This is a genomic window from Blastococcus saxobsidens DD2, assembly GCF_000284015.1.
Lineage (GTDB): Bacteria > Actinomycetota > Actinomycetes > Mycobacteriales > Geodermatophilaceae > Blastococcus > Blastococcus saxobsidens_A.
This window is the reverse complement of sequence record NC_016943.1, coordinates 1681241-1696285: the sequence shown is the minus strand read 5'-3', so window position 1 is coordinate 1696285 and position 15045 is coordinate 1681241. Positions and strand designations below refer to the sequence as shown.

Genomic DNA, 15045 nt, shown 5'->3' with positions numbered 1-15045 from the left:
GCCGGGTCAGCGCCGGAACGGCGACGCTGCACACACGCACCGAGAGGAGGAGCGATGGGATGGATGGGCCCGGTCGTGGACGACCAGGAGCACGAGGGCTGGGTGGTGCCGCTGTTCGCGGACGGCGCGCACGGCGCCGGCACCAGCAGCGCCCGCGGTGTGCTGGTGGCCCGCCGACTCGACGACGGGCCGGGCAACGGCGACCTGGTGCGGTTGACCTACCGCGACGGCTGCACCGCCGAGGGCCTCTGGCAGAACGGCACGGTTCTCCGCGGCGACGGGATCGTGCACGCCCACACCAGCGGCCAGGTTCGGCTCGAGGTGATCGAGCAGGCGGAGCAGTGGCGCCCGGACGCCGCGGTCGTCGGCTGGGTCGCCGGCTGCACCTGCGGCTGGCGCGGCACCCCCTGGACCCGCGTACCACCGGAGCTGGTCGACCCCGCGGCGCGGCGGCTCGCCGTCACAGGTCCGTGGGCCGATCTGGAGGCGCCGACGAGAACCAGGTGATGACCGAATGGCGCTGCCACATCGCCGGTTGGCAATCCCTGGAAGACGTCGAGGCGGCCGCCGCCCGGCAGGCCGCCGCCGCCCGCGCGCTGGACCAGGCGGTGCAGGTTGCACTCGCGGCCGGAGCCTCGTGGGCCGACATTGTCCGGGCCGCCGGCATGACCGGACGGTCGGCCACCGAGCGGTGGTCCGGCCGTGACTGAGCAGCCGGCCGGCCACCCCGGACGGGGCGACGCCGCCCCGGCAGGGCAGTGCACCGTGCTCGTCGTCGACCTCGACGGCGAGCCACTGGCGCCGATGCGCGCCCTGGAGGAAATCCTGCTCTGCCTGGGCACGTGGGAGGACGACGACCGGCGGCATCCGGGCGCCGACACCGAGCCGCTACGGCTGCCGGCACCACTGGCCGACCGGGTCGCCCTCGCCGCCGTGCAACGCCTGCTCGGCGCACTGGCGCCCACCCAGTCTCGGGAACCCTGGCGCGGCCGGCTGCTCGCCCCGGACGGCCGCTACGAGCACGCGCCGATGACCGCGCTCACCCTGCCCTCCGCCGACATCGACCTCCTCTGCGCCACCGCCGCCGCACTCGGGGATGCAGCGCTGAACCCCGAGATCGCCGACCTGGTCAGCACCTTCGCCGAGCAGCTCGGCAGCGGCTGCCGCTCGGGCGGCCGCACCGAGCTGGTTTCGCTTCTCGCACGGCTGGCCGGCCTGCTCGACCTCTCCCCCACCGACGACACCCGACTGCTCATCACCCGGCTGCGGACCACCCCGCTTGGTACCGACTGCGTGCTCAGCGACGCTGAGGAAGCCGCCCACGCCCGCACCGCCGACCGCATGAACGACCTGTGGGCGCACGGCTCCGGCATCGACCGCTACCTGTATTGACCCGCGCGACCGCCCCGGAGCGGCGAGCCGCCAGAGAACCGCACCATTCTGCGAGAACACGTGCAACGGACGCTCGGGCCGACGCGGTGGGCAGAGGGGGCCTCATCGCCGGACCGACGATCAACGAACCGACGGCAGCGATCATGGTCCGCACTACAGGCTGAGCGGGCTGACCTTCATCGCCGGGGTCAGATCTGGTCGGGCCGACGCTGGGCGGCACGCTGCCGTGCTGCGGTGATGCGCTCGGCAGCGGTAAGCGGCGGGTTCGCCGGCGGGGTCTCCGATGGTGGCTGGGCGGCCCGAGCCCGGTGCGTTGCTCCGGCCAGCCGGTACAGCTCGGGCAATGCCTCTTGGTCCTTCCGGCGTGCCGCGGTCTCCTTGGAGCGGATGACGTCCTGGAGCGCTGCAACGAGCACCTCGACACCACCGATAATGCGGCGGCTGGCCCCGGGCGTCAGGTCGTCGTAGCCGCCCTCGAATGCGGCCGGGCGAATGGTCAGGTCAAGCTCGCCGTGGCGGGTCTGCAGATTCAGCACCCGCTGACCAGCCATGGACTCGCCCGAGGTGCTGAACGGCAGCCCGTCCGGCTCGGCGTCGGTGCGAATGCGCGCGTCAAGCTCGCGCAGTGCTGCGGCAAGCCGGTCCAGATTGTCCGGAGTGGTGGCGGGGGTGATGTCGATGTCGCGGGTGGGCCGGGTAGCCCCATGGACCACCGCAGCGAAGCCGCCTACCACGACGTACTCCACGCCGTGGCGCTCGAGAATGCTCAGGATGGGCGTGGCGTCGAACGGCTCTACGCTGGCTGCCTCGGGACCGGTCACTGCTTTCCGGCGGCGGTGAAGGCATCGACCAGCGCCTCGTGACGTGCGTCGGTGGCCGCTTGCTGATCGGGGGGCATCGCGGCGTAGGTGGCGTCCAGGACGTCGTCGTGGTTGTCGTAGTCCTCCAGCCGAATGCGCATCTCCAGGTCGATCGCCGCGAGCAGCTTGCTGAGCGTGACCAGCGAGGGCTGCCGGGTCCCGGCCTCGATCCGTTCCACGGTGGAGCGGGGAACTTCGGCCAGCTCCGCCAGTTGGGCCTGCGAGACACCCTTCTTGGCGCGGGCGCTACGCAGCAGATTGCCCGCCCACCTTTCGGTATCGCGTCGCGTCGTGAGCCCCATCGTCGCCATACGCTGAGAGTAGCCAACTGGCAGGTATGACGCCAGCTTTCGACTGCGAGGGCTCCGGTAATGCGTAGAGCACCGGTGGTGTGGACAAGCCTCCCATCGCCTTTCCGGTATCGACCCCTCACGCCCACCGCGCCCACACCGCGCCCACACGACGCCCACAGAAAGCCCGTATCGCACCATCGGAAGTCAACGACGGTTAACGTTGAAACACCAGGTCGGAAGCGGTATTTTCGATATACGCGCAGGTCAGCAACACGCCTTGAGGTATCTCATAATCCCTGGGTCGTGGGTTCGAGCCCCACCCGCCCCACTACCAGGCCATACCTGGGATATTCGATCCCGGCAGCGGCGTCAGAACCCCACTGGAAATCACCGTACTCCGCGAGCCCGCCTGGCCGGAGCTTCGTTTGGCCCAGCGGATAGAGCCGGGTACTCGGCCAGCCACGAAACTCATTGAGCAGCGATTCACCTCGTCAGGACAGCGCTACGCGGGTAAGAGCCCATCATCCCTGGGTCGTGGGTTCGAGCCCCACGGCCGCCCCGGGACTATCTACCGCTCTTGCTACTCGGGTAGTAAGATGGAAGCGTGGCTGCCGAGAAATTCTCCGCATCGATGGATGACGCCCTCCTTGCCGACGCCCGCGCTGACGCCGAGGCTGAAGGGCTCACCCTTTCCAGTTGGCTCGCCGATGCCGCCGCCGACCGTCTACGCCTCAAAGCCCTCCGCCAGCTGGTCGACGACTGGGAAGCCCAGCATGGCGCAATCAGTACCGCCGAGCTCGACGCCCTCGAGAACAAGGTGGCAGCCGCGCGCCGTACTGCCGCCCTGCGACTGTCCCGGTCGCAGGTATCGAGCCCGCGTCAGCAAGCCGCTTCGTGAGCGCCACCTTTGATACCGGCATGCTCATCGCGCTGGACCGCAACGCGCGAGAAGCCTGGACGGTGCTCCGACGGCTGGTTGACCGAGGAGAGGTCCCGACCGTGCCCACGGTCGTGACCGCTCAGGCATGGCGCGATGGTCGTCGCCAAGCCCGGCTGGCTCAAGCCCTCCGAGAATGCCGAGCCGATCCACTCGGTGACGACGTGGCCCGACGGGCCGGTGAGCTATGCGGCCGCGCCGGAACCTCCGACGTCGTCGATGCCGCCGTCATCGAAACCGCCCGACGTCGCGGCGACGACGTCTACACCAGTGACATCGACGACCTGGAACACCTCGCCGATCACATCACCCGCGCAATTGCCATCGTGCCCATCGGCCACTGAAGTCTCCTCAATGGATTGGCCGTTCGGCGGTGTGAGCGCGTTGCCGGCGTCCGAGATGTCGCGAGTGATGATCTCGCCGACGTCGTGGCAGATGTCCACCCTGACGTACGGTTGCGCCGAAAGCCCCGGTGGACCGCTGGTCGAGACCGTGTCGCCGGGGCTGCGTCCTCCCGTGCATCTGCTCATGTGGGATGCCGGCGGCCATGGTCACCGTGCCAGCCGCCCCGCCGGAGGTCCGACAGCCGAGGCAGCGGGGCGTGCGCTCGCCATGCCCCGCAGAGTGCCGGCGGGTGCATAGAACCGACGTCCCGCAGACGGGCGCCGAGACCGGGTGGTCTCCGGGTCGCGTTACAGCCGGGTATTGGCTACCGCACGCTCGCTAGCGACCTGCGTCTTTGCAGGTCAGCACAGCGTTCCGGCGGGAAGTGCGCATAATCCCTGGGTCGTGGGGTCGAGCCCCACCCGCCCCACCAGCGTTTCCCCCAGGCCGTCACGCCTCATCGGGATGCGGCCCGTACTTCTCCTCCAGCACCTCGCGCTGGTCGCCCTCGTTCAGGTTGATGGGCCGCGAGAAACCCGACGGCGGGTCGTCCGGATCGATCACGTTGACGTAGATGAGCGTGAGCGGGGTGATCTCGCTCTCCCAGATCAGCCGCACGCCCTCGGCGTAGAGGGCCTCCATCCCACCGGAGCAGCCGGCCATCGCGGCCAGGACGAGCGGCGCCAGGGCGGCGGCCGCCCTGCGCCAGGTGGCGAAGCGGATCAGGCGCACCGGGTCACCTCCTGCCGATCGAGTAGACGTGCGCCACCACCTCCGCGTCCGCACCGGGAAGGGCGAAGAACGGGGCGGCACTGGCCCGGTACGCGGCGATCGACGGGTCGTCGCTGCGGTCGACGATCCGGGCCGCACCCAGGTACGCGCTGTTGATGCCGTGATTCTCGCCGACGGAGCCGTACTGGGTCTGGAAGGTCACGGTGGTGACGTTCGGGTCGTCGTCGTTGGCCCGCCCGTCCAGGTGGGGGACGACGTCGTGGGCGTTCTCCAGCGCGAGCATCTGCACCGACGACGGCACGTCCGCCCGGGCGACCGGTGATCCCACGGCGAGCACGCTGCGCACGTCGTACGGGAACGCGGCCGTGCCGGCGTCGTGCGCGGCCTGGGCGGCCACCATCCCGCCCTGGCTGTGACCCACCAGCATCACCGGATCGCTCGATCCGGCGCCCGCCCGTCGCAACGCCTCGGCGACGGCCGCCTGCCGTGTGGTGGTGTCACCGCCGAGCACCCGGACGTTCGTGCCGAGGTCATGGGTGGGCGGGTTGACCGAGCCGCTGGGCGGCGACCAGTTCCTGGTCCCCGGGATGTCCACGATGTAGGCCCTGCTCCCGTCGGCGCGGGAGATCACCCGGACGCTGATCTGGTCCTCCCCGGCGCTGGAGCGGACGGCGCGGAGATCGAGGGCCACCAGCAGGTCGCTGACGTTCGTGGGCGGCCTCGTCACCGGTCCGCGCTGGTCGTCCGGCAGCGGAGTGACGACCGGCCGGCCGTCGGGCCACAGGTGCCCGAGCCGGCGCGCGGCGGCGCGGACGTCGCTCCCGCCGAGCCACGGCGAGAGCAGGCCACCGGTCATGGCGGTCGCCCGCGAGGCCAGGCCCGGCGCCGTGCTCACCGCGTGGTCGACCAGGCCGGGGTGCTGGGTCAGCCAGCGCTCCGGATCGTCGATCAGCGCGTCGATCTCGCCGACCGTGCCGGCCGGATCGGCCAGGAACTGCCCCACCCCCAGCGTGACCAGCCCGGCCAGGGTGGCTGCCGGGAAGTAGCCCGCCGCCCAGTGCAGGTCGTCGGCCAGCTCGGCGAGGGCGGCGTCCGCGGCCTCGTAGGCGGCTGCGGCCGCCTGCAGTACCGCGGCCCGTGCCGTGAACCTCACGGCCAGGGCAGTCAAGCCCTGCGGACCGTGCAGAACCTCGAGCAGCGCGGCCTCGAACCGGACGACGCCGGCGGGGTCGAGCAGGGCGGAGGCGAGCAGGTCCGGGTCGGTGAGCATCCCGGAGCAGGTTCCGCCGGTAGCGGCGAGCAGCTCGGCCAGGCCGAGGCTGCTGCGCCCCAGAACGGCGAGGTCGGCGAGCTCGGCCTCCAGGCCCCCGGCGCCACCGCTCACCCGGATCTCAGGGCCGCCCATCGGAGTTCCCCAGCAGCGCGCCCACGGTCGGCGCCACCCACGTTCCGATGTCGCCCGGCTCCACCGGCACCAGGTCGAGCATCCGCCGTGGCTCCCCGCCCAGACGCGGCCGGAGGCCCACCCACCCCGCGTGGGTCGCCAGCCAGGAGACCTCCCCGGAGCCGACGGCCGAACCCGCCCGGCCGGCCACCCGGCAGCTCAGCGAGCCGGCCGTCCGCCGCTCCAGCTCCTGCGCCAGCGCCCGTTCCTCCGCCGTCGCATCGGGCGACAGCACGTCCTCCAGCAGGGCCAGCGGAAGGGGGCCGGCGGTCGGGACGCCGTCGCCCGGCTCCTCCCCAGCCGGCCAGGGCCCGGTCAGCTCCGCCGCGTGGGGCACGGCCCGCGCCAGCTCGGCGCCCAGCCGCACGGCCGGCGCGAGCGACAGCTCCACGCCGCCGTCTGCCAGCGTGAGCAGTCCGACGACCACGTCCCGGCCGAGGGCCAACCAGCCCTGACGGGCACCGGTACGGCCGGTGACCTCGAGCTCGACCGTCAGCAGCGGGCGGCCCAGCGTGGCCAGGTCGGCTGCCAGGGGCGGCACCGGCTCGACTGCTCCCCCGTCGTGCCGCACCACGATCCCGGCGCCGACCAGAACGGAGATCGCGACGTCCCGGTCGCCAGGGCTCAGCGGGACCGGGGCGAACGCCGCCGGCGGGTGCGTCAGCCGACCGGCCGCGACCACCGACCACCCGGCCGCGGTGAGGGTCTGCCGCCGCGGCTCGGCGCTCACCACAAAGCCAGTCTGCTGAGCCGGCCCGACACCTGGCGCCAGGCGTCGGCGCCCGCCTCGGGCAGCTGGCCCAGCACGTCGCCGACGTCGCCGAGCAGCTCGCCGCCGCGGGCGGCCCGCTCGGAGAGCCACGCCCGCACCGCGTGCTCGGCCCGGGCGATCTCCGCCAGCTGCTCGCGCAGCTCGTCGGCGTGCCGGCGCAACAGCTCGGCGGCCTCCGCCATGGCCCCGGCGGCGGTATCGACGTCGGTGCAGTCGAGCGCCACCTGCCGGCGGTACGCCGCGGCGGCGTCGGACACCCAGCGGGCGCGCTCGGCCCCGCGCCGGTGTTCGGCGCCGGCCGCGCGCACGTCCCGGGCCCGCTGCGCGAGCTCCGCCGCCAGCGCGTCGAGCGCCTCCGGGTCTCCGTACCACCCCACCGCCGCCGCCTCCCCGGTCCAGAACTGCAGCGGAGCCTAGGTGCGCGCCTGAGCGCCCCGTCGCGGTTCCGGAGCACCTGTGGAGACCGGCTGGACCTGTTGAGGAATGCTGGGCCGGTGCCTGGTGAAGCCTCCTCCGACGCCCGCGTGCAGGCCGTCCTCGACATCCCGCTGCACCGGTTCCTCGGGGTCGAGCTGCGCGACGCGCGGGACCCCTCGGCGGGGATCCGCTTCCCGGTCGGCGAGGCCGCGCAGAACCCGGCGGGGCTGCTGCACGGCGGCATCGTCTACGCGCTGCTCGACGTCGCCTCGTTCCTCGCCCTGCTGCCCTCGCTGAACGACGGCGAGCACGCGGTGACCCACGACGTCGCCGCCTCGCTGCTGCGGCCGGTCGCCGCCGGCGCGACCGTGGAGCTCTCCGCGACGGTCCTGCGGCGGGGCCGCGCGGTGGCGTTCATGCGGGCCGAGGCCACCGTCGACGGGGTGCTCGTCGCCACCGGTCAGGTGACGAAGACGGTGCTCATCCCCCGCTGAACGGGCTACCAGAGCGCCATCGACCGGCGGAAGATCCCGGCGAGGTCCTCCGCGGTGACCTCTCGGGGGCAGGTGGCCAGCAGCCGCTGCTGCTTCATCGCGCCGTCCACCAGGACGGGCACGTCACCGTCACCGAAGCCGACGGCGCCCACCCCGTTGGGGATGCCGATGTCGCGCATCAGGTCGGCCAGCACCGTGGGCAGGAACTCCGCCAGGTCCGACGGGCGGTCCGCCCCCGGCGCCAGCAGCTCGGCGGCGCGCACGTGCCGGTCGGGCGAGGCCTCGAACGTGAACCGGAAGGCCTCCGGGGCAGTCAGGGCCACCGACATCCCGTGCGGCACCATCGGCTCGTCGCCCGGATAGTCGTCGGGGTGGAAGTCCGTGACCTGCCCGGCGATCGGGTAGGCGTTGGCGTGCGGGATGTGCACGCCGGCGTTGCCGAACCCCATGCCGGCGAACGTCGCGGCGAGCGCCATGTCGGCGCGGGCCTGCACGTCGTCCCCGTTGCGGACGGCGGTGCGGAAGGAGCCGGCCAGCAGCGTCATGGCCTTCTCCGACCACATGTCCGAGATCGGGTTGGCGCCGCAGTAGGGCACCCGCTGCTCGGGCGACTTGCGCTCGTAGGCGCTGAACCAGCGTGCGGTGTAGCTCTCCAGGGCGTGGCAGAGGATGTCCATGCCCGACGCCGCCGTCACCCCGGCCGGCTGGCTGCGGGTCAGATCGGGGTCGATGACCGCCAGGGTCGGGCGCAGCCGCGCGTGGCTGATCCCGGTCTTCACCTTCAGCGACAGCACGTCCATCACGCAGATCGTGGTGCTCTCCGAGCCGGTGCCGGTCGTCGTCGGCACGGCGACCAGCGGCTTGAGCTGCTCCGTCGGCGCCTGCCCCTTCCCCACCGGCACGTTGACGTAGTCCATCAGCTCGCCGGGGTTGGTGGTGAGCAGGTTGATCGCCTTGGCGGTGTCGATGGCCGAGCCGCCGCCGACCGCGACGAATGCGTCCCACGGGCCCGACGCCCGCGCCTCGTCGATCGCGGCGATCAGGCTGACGTCGGTCGGCTCGACGTGCACGCCGTCGAAGACGCGCGCCTCGATGCCGAACCGCTGCATCTGCTCGGCGACCCGCTGCGGATGGCCGGTGGCCGCGACACCCGGGTCGGTGATCACCAGCACCCGCCGCACGCCGTACCGGCTGAGGTCGTAGCCGATCTCGTCCGACGCGCCACTGCCGAACTTCAGCTGCGGAGCGCCGTAGGTGAAGACGGACTCCGGATTGCCGGGCACGCTGCTCGTCATGGGATCCCCCTGGGCGGGTCGGGCGGTGCGGTGACGGTGATCGGGTGGACCGAATGGTGCACCAGCGGTCGTGCTCGCCACCACGGCGGTCCGGATGACCGCACCGGCGCTCCCCACCTCTGGTACGACGGCAGAACCGGATGCCGGCAGGACGTGGCCGCACGTCGGCGCGGCAGCCGGTACGCCGGTCGACCCCGTCGTCATCGAGGAGCACCGTGAGCAGCTACGACGACCGTCCCTGGCTGGCCGTCTACGGCGACCAGCCGGCCGACTACGCGATCGAGTTCGAGAGCGCCCTGGACATGTTCCGGACCGGCGTCGAACGGGACCCCTCCGGGGTGGCGCTGCGCTACTTCGACGGAACGATCACCCGCCGGGAACTCGACGAGCTCACCGACGGCCTGGCCTCCGGGCTGCTCGCCAACGGGTTCGCCCCCGGCGACCGGCTGGCGGTCTACCTGCAGAACGTGCCGCAGTTCGTCATCGCGATGGTCGCCACGTGGAAGGCCGGCGGCGTCATGGTGTCGATCAACCCGATGAGCCGGCAACGCGAGCTGTCGTACCTCGTGACGGACTCCGGCGCCACGGTGCTGCTCGCCCTCGAGTCGCTCTACGACCAGGTCGCCCGCGAGGTCGTGCCGGACACCGACGTGCGCCTGGTGCTCACGACCAGCGAGCTGGACTTCCAGACGCGCAACGACGAGCGTCTCTTCGCCGGCGTCACCCGGCAGCGCCACGAGGGGACCGTCGACCTGCTGGAGCTGATCGACCGGCACCGTGGGCAGACGCCGCCACCGGTCGGGCTGCGGTCGGACGACGTCGCCTTCCTGACCTACACCTCGGGGACGACGGGCGTCCCCAAGGGCGCGATGAACACCCACCGGAACGTGGTGTTCACCGCGCAGGTCTACCGGGACTGGGTGCGCGCCGGGCGGGACGGCGCGATCTTCGGCATCGCCCCGCTGTTCCACATCACCGGGCTGATCGGGCACGTCGCGGTCAGCCTGCTCGTCCCCGCCCCGCTCGTGCTGGCCTACCGGTTCGAGCCGCAGGTGGTGCTCGACGCATTCGTCGAACACCGGCCTGCCTCCACCATCGGCGCCATCACCGCGTTCACCGCCCTGCTCAACGCCCCCGGCTGCAGCCGCGACCACTTCGCGTCGTTCACCTCGGTCTACTCCGGTGGAGCGGCCATCTCCCCCACCGCCGAGCAGGCGTTCCTGGCGGCCACCGGAAAGCAGGTGCACAGCGCCTACGGCCTGACCGAGACGACGTCCCCCATGACCGTCACCCCGCTCGGTGCCACGTCCCCGGTCGACCCGACCTCGGGCGCCCTCTCGGTCGGCGTCCCGGCGCCGAACACGGTCGTGCGCATCCAGGACGACGAGGGACGGGACCTGCCCCTGGGCGAGATCGGCGAGATCGTCGCGGCGGGGCCGCAGATCGTCGCCGGCTACTGGGGCAAGCCGGAGGAGACCGCGGCGAGCCTGCCCGGTGGTGCGCTCAAGAGCGGGGACGTCGGCTTTCTGAACCCGGAAGGCTGGGTGTTCATCGTCGACCGCAAGAAGGACATGATCAACGCGTCCGGCTACAAGGTGTGGCCCCGCGAGGTGGAGGACGTCCTCGCCGAGCACCCGGCGGTCCGGGAGTCGGCGGTGGTCGGCGTCCCCGACGAGAAGCGCGGCGAGACGGTCAAGGCCTTCGTCAGCCTCAAGGCCGGTGCCGCCGTGACCGAGGACGATCTGATCGCGCACTGCAAGGAGCGGATGGCCGCCTACAAGTACCCCCGCAGCGTGGAACTCGTGGACGAGCTGCCCAAGACCGTCACCGGCAAGATCCTCCGCCGGGAGCTGCGGGGCTGACCGCCGGCCGCGATGACCGGGCGCAGTGGGGCCGGTTGCGGCAGGGTGGAGCCATGACGACGCCGGAGACGCCGCAGCCCCGCGACATCGCCCTGGAGCAGGAGAGCGCCGAGGTGGCGGCGGACCTGGAGGCGCAGAGCGCACCGCGCGAGGCGCCGCAGGGCGACGAGCGCGACGTCGAGGGTCACCCCTCCTAGACCGGTCAGCGTCCGCCGGTGAACTGCCGGAGGGGGATGCGGGCCTCCGCGACGTAGTACAGGGTCGCCCCGACCGGTACGGGCGTGTCCCACGGCGGGTTGAGCACCGGCCCGTCCGCACCGCGCAGCGCCAGCGCGGTGGCCCGGAACTCCCGGCCCAAGTGGGACTGGCAGTCACCGAAGGTCGCGTACGGGAATCCGGGCGGCACCGTCAGCGAGTAGGTGTTGCCGCTCCCACCGCTGCGCATGAGGTCGGTGTAGACCTGCGCGATCCCGGGGTCGGTCGCCTCCTCGGTGAGGAGGAAGGGCATGTGCCACTGCACGACCTGGATCCCGTCGTCGACGTAGCGGAGGTTCTCCCCGCGGTCGAGGTCGCGGACGGCGGCGACCACGTGCACGCGCGGGTTGGCGTGGACGACGGCCACCGCGATCGCCAGCGTCTCGTTGTCGTCCCGTCCGTCGATGACCACGGTGCGGGCGGCGGCCACGCAGGCCCGGGACATCACGTCCTCGCGGGTGAGGTCGCCACGGACGAAGTGCACCGCCGGCCGGTCGGACACGGGATTCTCCGGGACCTCGTCCCAGGCGCAGAGAGCGACCTCGGTACGTCCCTCGGCGGTCAGCTCGGTCAGGATCCGCTCGGTGCGCCCGGGCCAGTAGCCCAGCAGCACCAGGTGGTCGGACAGCTCCAGGGGGACCACACCTCTCAGACGCCGGCTCCGGACCGACTGCAGGGCGTCGGAGAGCCGGGTGAACAGCAGGGTCAGGGTGACGATGCCACCCACGATCACGTACCCGCCGACGATGCGGCCGCCGAGCGAGGACGGGAATACGTCGCCGTAGCCGACGGTCGCGGCGGTGACGAGGAAGTACCACCAGTAAGTGGCGGGGGCGGCGATGTCGGTGTCGGCCGGCTCGACCAGGGCCATCGCCAGCCAGCTGGAGAGGAAGACGAACACGGCGACGGCCAGCGGCAGCCGCCAGCCGGTCAGGCGCGCCCGGACGAGCCGCGTGAAGCGGTGGAGGAAGAACGGCAACGGATCTCCTGGCGACGGCGTCCGGACGAGGCAAGCTACCGCGCGCCGTCCCGGGAGGGCTGCCACGACCGAGCGGTGTCCCCTTCCTCGCGCGACGGGCAGCCGGCCCCGGTTCGCCGTACGTTCGAGCTGTGACCGTCGACAGCCCTGACTTCTACGCCTTCGAGGACCTGCTCGAGCCGGAGGAGATCGCGATCCGGGACCGGGTCCGCGCCTTCGGTGAGCAGGAGGTCCTCCCGCGGATCAACGACTACTGGGAACGGGCGGACTTCCCCTTCGAGCTGGTGCCCCGGCTGGCCGAGATCGGCGTCGTCGGGGGGATCATCGAAGGGTACGGCTGCCCCGGCATGAGCAACGTCGCCGCCGGTCTGGTGGCCGCCGAGCTGGCCCGTGCCGACGGCAGCATCGGCACCTTCAACGGGGTGCACAGCTTCCTGGCCATGCAGTCGATCGCCCTGCTCGGCGACGAGGAGCAGCGCGAGCGCTGGCTGCCGGAGATGGCGCGGCTGGAGAAGATCGGCGCCTTCGGCCTCACCGAGCCCCGGCACGGCTCCGACGCCGTCGGCCTGGAGACCTCGGCCCGCCGCGACGGAGACGCCTACGTGCTCAACGGTCAGAAGAAGTGGATCGGCAACGGCTCGATCGCCGACTACGTGATCGTCTGGGCCCGCGGCGAGGACGGCGCCGTCAGCGGGTACGTGGTGGAGAAGGGCACCCCCGGCTACGAGGCCACGGTGATGACGGGGAAGACGGCGCTGCGGGCGGTGTGGCAGGCCGAGATCACGCTGACCGACGTCCGGGTGCCGGCGGAGAACAAGCTGGCCAACTGCCATTCGTTCAAGGACGTCTCGCAGGTGCTCGACCGGACCCGGTACACCGTCGCCTGGCGCGCGCTGGGGCTGGCGACGGCCTCCTACGAGCTCGCGCTCGCCCACGCCCTCCAGCGGGAGCAGTTCGGCCAGCCGATCGCCGGATTCCAGCTGGTGCAGGACAAGCTCGCCCGCATGCTGGCGGAGATCACCTCCATGCAGCTGATGTGCTGGCGGCTGTCCAAGCTGGCCGATGCGGGCAAGATGACCGCGGCCATGGCGTCGCTGGCGAAGATGAACCACGCCGCCAAGGCCCGGGCGATCGTGGCCGACGCCCGCGACATCCTCGGCGGCGACGGCATCCTCATCGACCACCACGTCGCCCGGCACCACGCCGACATGGAGGCCGTGTTCACCTTCGAGGGCACCGACTCGGTGCAGGCCCTGATCGTCGGCCGGGCGATCACCGGGCTGTCGGCGATCAGCGGCCGGAAGCCCGAGAAGAGCTGACCGGCACGACACAGCCCCGGGGCCCGTCGGGACGGGATCCGGGGCCGGGCGGAACGGTCAGCTGGCGGCGGACAGCCGCCTTCCGACCGCGGTGATGCGGGCGCACTCGGGGCACCCGGTGCGGCCGACCCCGACCCGCTGCCATTTCTGCGTGCCCCACACCTGGACGATGGCGCCGCAGACCGCCAGCTCCACCTCGCCGTCGAGCTCGGCCGGCGGTCGGTGTGCCTCCACGGCGTGCCAGGGGTAGCTCTGTTGGTTGCGCGACCCACCCGACCATCGATCGGGACGGGCGAACCCCACCGCGTACGTTTCCACGGGATTCACCGTGCCCCGCCGACACGGCCGCCAATCCCCCTGATCGGGCGAAACGTGCCTCGGGTCACGACCCCGGCGCGGTCACGCTCCGCAGTTCCGGCATGCCTCGGTCACCCCTCCGGGGACCGTGCCGGCGCGCTACCGTCGGAAGCCTCGCGCGGGAGGTGCACGACGATGGATCCGATCAGCCTGGCCGTGGGCGCAGCCCTGCTCGGGGCCGGCTTCCTGGCCGGGCGGCTGGGTCGGCACCGGCCGGTGGCCGCTCCCCCACCGGTCACCCCGCTGTGCGGGTGCGGGCACACGCTCAGCCAGCACGACACCGAGAGCAACACCTGCTACGCGGAGCTGCGCCGCGACACCTACGACAAGCGAGGCCGCTGGTCGGGGCACAACTGGGTGCCCTGCACGTGTCGCCAGTACGTCGGTCCGCGCCCTGTCGACGAGGTGTTCGTCCCCCGGGTCCTCCCGCCTGGCGACTGATCCGCCGGCTCCCCGGGCATCGAAGGCAGGTGTCCACCCGTCCCGCACCGGCCCGCCGCGATCGCGCCGACAACCTCCTGGCCCTCACCGAGCCGGCCCGCGCGCTGGTGAGCGCCGGCGCCCTCGCCGCCGGCCGGCCGCTGCTGTGCCTGGCACCACGCGGCGAGCCGCACCCGGTCGTCGTGCTACCCGGGTGGCTGGCCTCCGACGTCTCCACCCGCACGCTCCGCCGGTGGCTGGGGCGCCTCGGCCATCCGACCGTGGGATGGGATCTCGGACGCAACCACGGCCCCCGGCCGGAGGTGGTGGAGGGGGTGCGCACGCTCGTGGAGCGGCTGGTCGACCAGCACGGCACACCGGTGAGCATCGTGGGCCAGAGCCTGGGCGGGATCTTCGCCCGCCGGCTGGCCCGGCGCACCCCCCGGCTGGTGCGCCAGGTCCTCTCGCTGGGCTCCCCGTTCGCCGCGGTCCCTCCCCGGCCGCGCCCTCCGTCGGGGGCGGGCATGTACCGGGAGTACCGCCGGCTGCGGGCGGTCGAGCAGCTGCGGCCGGCCAAGGCGCTGTCCGTGCCGAGCACGTCCATCTACTCGCGGTGGGACGGCGTCGTCGACTGGCGCACCTGTCTCCAGGAGGAGGGTCCGCGCAGCGAGAACGTCGCCGTGCACGCCAGCCACCTCGGCATGGGCGTGGACCCGGCGGTGCTCTGGGTCGTCGCCGACCGGCTGGCCCAGCCCGCCGACGACTGGCGCCCGTTCGTCCGGCCGTCCCGGTTCGGCCTCCGCGCCCTGTTCCCGGAGGAATGAGCGGCCGGT

At 72.4% G+C, this 15045-nt stretch carries 20 protein-coding genes; 11 read left to right on the top strand and 9 right to left on the bottom strand.

Features of this window, described 5'->3' with window-relative positions; all coding sequences use genetic code 11:
* Nucleotides 1–54: 54 nt before the first annotated feature.
* The 3 genes from BLASA_RS07970 to BLASA_RS07965 are packed head-to-tail and all read left to right on the top strand — an operon-like array spanning nucleotide 55 to nucleotide 1392.
* The gene (locus BLASA_RS07970) at nucleotides 55–507 is read left to right on the top strand and encodes a hypothetical protein (RefSeq protein ID WP_014375579.1); all 453 of its coding nucleotides are present in this window, start codon (nucleotides 55–57) and stop codon (nucleotides 505–507) included.
* Nucleotides 507–710 carry a hypothetical protein gene (locus BLASA_RS25845; RefSeq protein ID WP_231839574.1) on the top strand — a complete coding sequence of 68 codons (204 nt, stop codon included), beginning with the start codon at nucleotides 507–509 and terminating at the stop codon, nucleotides 708–710. The genes BLASA_RS07970 and BLASA_RS25845 overlap by 1 nt, the downstream gene beginning before the upstream one ends.
* Nucleotides 703–1392, top strand: coding sequence for a hypothetical protein (locus BLASA_RS07965; RefSeq protein ID WP_014375577.1), 690 nt, complete (start codon nucleotides 703–705; stop codon nucleotides 1390–1392). Before BLASA_RS25845 ends, BLASA_RS07965 begins: the two co-directional genes overlap by 8 nt.
* 188 nt (nucleotides 1393–1580) lie before the next feature.
* On the opposite strand, the gene BLASA_RS07960 is transcribed toward BLASA_RS07965, so the two are convergent.
* Complete coding sequence (locus BLASA_RS07960; RefSeq protein WP_014375576.1) at nucleotides 1581–2213, bottom strand: nucleotidyl transferase AbiEii/AbiGii toxin family protein; 633 nt, start codon at nucleotides 2211–2213, stop codon at nucleotides 1581–1583.
* Nucleotides 2210–2563, bottom strand: coding sequence for a helix-turn-helix transcriptional regulator (locus tag BLASA_RS07955; protein ID WP_014375575.1), 354 nt, complete (start codon nucleotides 2561–2563; stop codon nucleotides 2210–2212). Before BLASA_RS07955 ends, BLASA_RS07960 begins: the two co-directional genes overlap by 4 nt.
* 586 nt (nucleotides 2564–3149) lie before the next feature.
* Here BLASA_RS07955 and BLASA_RS07950 point away from each other — a divergent pair.
* Both BLASA_RS07950 and BLASA_RS24935 read left to right on the top strand, forming a co-directional pair.
* Nucleotides 3150–3443, top strand: coding sequence for a hypothetical protein (locus BLASA_RS07950; protein ID WP_014375574.1), 294 nt, complete (start codon nucleotides 3150–3152; stop codon nucleotides 3441–3443).
* The gene (locus tag BLASA_RS24935) at nucleotides 3440–3826 is read left to right on the top strand and encodes a type II toxin-antitoxin system VapC family toxin (RefSeq protein WP_014375573.1); all 387 of its coding nucleotides are present in this window, start codon (nucleotides 3440–3442) and stop codon (nucleotides 3824–3826) included. Before BLASA_RS07950 ends, BLASA_RS24935 begins: the two co-directional genes overlap by 4 nt.
* 490 nt (nucleotides 3827–4316) lie before the next feature.
* Here the strand turns inward: BLASA_RS24935 and BLASA_RS07940 are convergent, their stop codons facing one another.
* The 4 genes from BLASA_RS07940 to BLASA_RS07925 are packed head-to-tail and all read right to left on the bottom strand — an operon-like array spanning nucleotide 4317 to nucleotide 7191.
* On the bottom strand, nucleotides 4317–4598 hold the full coding sequence (locus BLASA_RS07940) for a hypothetical protein (protein WP_014375572.1): 282 nt from the start codon (nucleotides 4596–4598) through the stop codon (nucleotides 4317–4319).
* 4 nt (nucleotides 4599–4602) lie between these two features.
* Nucleotides 4603–6003 (bottom strand): alpha/beta hydrolase, encoded by a 1401-nt coding sequence (locus tag BLASA_RS07935; protein WP_051004900.1) that lies wholly within the window; start codon nucleotides 6001–6003, stop codon nucleotides 4603–4605.
* Nucleotides 5990–6772 carry a hypothetical protein gene (locus BLASA_RS07930; protein ID WP_014375570.1) on the bottom strand — a complete coding sequence of 261 codons (783 nt, stop codon included), beginning with the start codon at nucleotides 6770–6772 and terminating at the stop codon, nucleotides 5990–5992. Before BLASA_RS07930 ends, BLASA_RS07935 begins: the two co-directional genes overlap by 14 nt.
* Entirely contained in the window at nucleotides 6769–7191 is a 423-nt protein-coding gene (locus tag BLASA_RS07925; RefSeq protein ID WP_014375569.1) for a hypothetical protein, read from the bottom strand. Before BLASA_RS07925 ends, BLASA_RS07930 begins: the two co-directional genes overlap by 4 nt.
* Before the next feature lie 117 nt (nucleotides 7192–7308).
* Between BLASA_RS07925 and BLASA_RS07920 the strand changes: the two genes are divergently transcribed.
* Nucleotides 7309–7725, top strand: a complete 417-nt coding sequence (locus BLASA_RS07920; protein ID WP_014375568.1) for a PaaI family thioesterase — start codon at nucleotides 7309–7311, stop codon at nucleotides 7723–7725.
* A gap of 5 nt (nucleotides 7726–7730) precedes the next feature.
* Here BLASA_RS07920 and BLASA_RS07915 read toward each other — a convergent pair whose 3' ends face one another.
* A complete protein-coding gene (locus tag BLASA_RS07915) occupies nucleotides 7731–9020 on the bottom strand; it encodes a hydroxyacid-oxoacid transhydrogenase (protein WP_014375567.1) in 1290 nt (429 codons plus the stop codon).
* A gap of 215 nt (nucleotides 9021–9235) precedes the next feature.
* Between BLASA_RS07915 and BLASA_RS07910 the strand changes: the two genes are divergently transcribed.
* Both BLASA_RS07910 and BLASA_RS24930 read left to right on the top strand, forming a co-directional pair.
* A complete protein-coding gene (locus BLASA_RS07910; protein ID WP_014375566.1) occupies nucleotides 9236–10882 on the top strand; it encodes a class I adenylate-forming enzyme family protein in 1647 nt (548 codons plus the stop codon).
* Nucleotides 10883–10935: 53 nt separating this feature from the next.
* Nucleotides 10936–11079: a hypothetical protein gene (locus tag BLASA_RS24930; RefSeq protein ID WP_014375565.1), complete on the top strand. Its 144-nt coding sequence runs from the start codon at nucleotides 10936–10938 to the stop codon at nucleotides 11077–11079.
* 5 nt (nucleotides 11080–11084) lie between these two features.
* Here BLASA_RS24930 and BLASA_RS07905 read toward each other — a convergent pair whose 3' ends face one another.
* Nucleotides 11085–12116 carry a potassium channel family protein gene (locus BLASA_RS07905; RefSeq protein ID WP_014375564.1) on the bottom strand — a complete coding sequence of 344 codons (1032 nt, stop codon included), beginning with the start codon at nucleotides 12114–12116 and terminating at the stop codon, nucleotides 11085–11087.
* Nucleotides 12117–12247: 131 nt separating this feature from the next.
* Between BLASA_RS07905 and BLASA_RS07900 the strand changes: the two genes are divergently transcribed.
* On the top strand, nucleotides 12248–13435 hold the full coding sequence (locus BLASA_RS07900; RefSeq protein WP_014375563.1) for an acyl-CoA dehydrogenase family protein: 1188 nt from the start codon (nucleotides 12248–12250) through the stop codon (nucleotides 13433–13435).
* Between the two features lie 57 nt (nucleotides 13436–13492).
* On the opposite strand, the gene BLASA_RS07895 is transcribed toward BLASA_RS07900, so the two are convergent.
* On the bottom strand, nucleotides 13493–13753 hold the full coding sequence (locus tag BLASA_RS07895; protein ID WP_014375562.1) for a hypothetical protein: 261 nt from the start codon (nucleotides 13751–13753) through the stop codon (nucleotides 13493–13495).
* Nucleotides 13754–13927: 174 nt separating this feature from the next.
* Between BLASA_RS07895 and BLASA_RS07890 the strand changes: the two genes are divergently transcribed.
* Together BLASA_RS07890 and BLASA_RS07885 are read left to right on the top strand one after the other, a co-directional pair.
* Nucleotides 13928–14233, top strand: a complete 306-nt coding sequence (locus BLASA_RS07890; protein ID WP_014375561.1) for a hypothetical protein — start codon at nucleotides 13928–13930, stop codon at nucleotides 14231–14233.
* A 29-nt stretch (nucleotides 14234–14262) separates the two neighbouring features.
* A complete protein-coding gene (locus BLASA_RS07885) occupies nucleotides 14263–15036 on the top strand; it encodes an esterase/lipase family protein (RefSeq protein ID WP_014375560.1) in 774 nt (257 codons plus the stop codon).
* Nucleotides 15037–15045 lie beyond the last annotated feature (9 nt).

Excerpts from the sequence above, each read along its gene's own strand:
- BLASA_RS07970 (WP_014375579.1), top strand. The coding sequence starts at position 55 with ATGGGATGGATGGGCCCGGTCGTGGACGACCAGGAGCACGAGGGCTGG.
- BLASA_RS25845 (WP_231839574.1), top strand. The coding sequence starts at position 507 with ATGACCGAATGGCGCTGCCACATCGCCGGTTGGCAATCCCTGGAAGAC.
- BLASA_RS07955 (WP_014375575.1), bottom strand. The coding sequence starts at position 2,563 with ATGGCGACGATGGGGCTCACGACGCGACGCGATACCGAAAGGTGGGCG.
- BLASA_RS07935 (WP_051004900.1), bottom strand. The coding sequence starts at position 6,003 with ATGGGCGGCCCTGAGATCCGGGTGAGCGGTGGCGCCGGGGGCCTGGAG.
- BLASA_RS07915 (WP_014375567.1), bottom strand. The coding sequence starts at position 9,020 with ATGACGAGCAGCGTGCCCGGCAATCCGGAGTCCGTCTTCACCTACGGC.
- BLASA_RS24930 (WP_014375565.1), top strand. The coding sequence starts at position 10,936 with ATGACGACGCCGGAGACGCCGCAGCCCCGCGACATCGCCCTGGAGCAG.
- BLASA_RS07890 (WP_014375561.1), top strand. The coding sequence starts at position 13,928 with ATGGATCCGATCAGCCTGGCCGTGGGCGCAGCCCTGCTCGGGGCCGGC.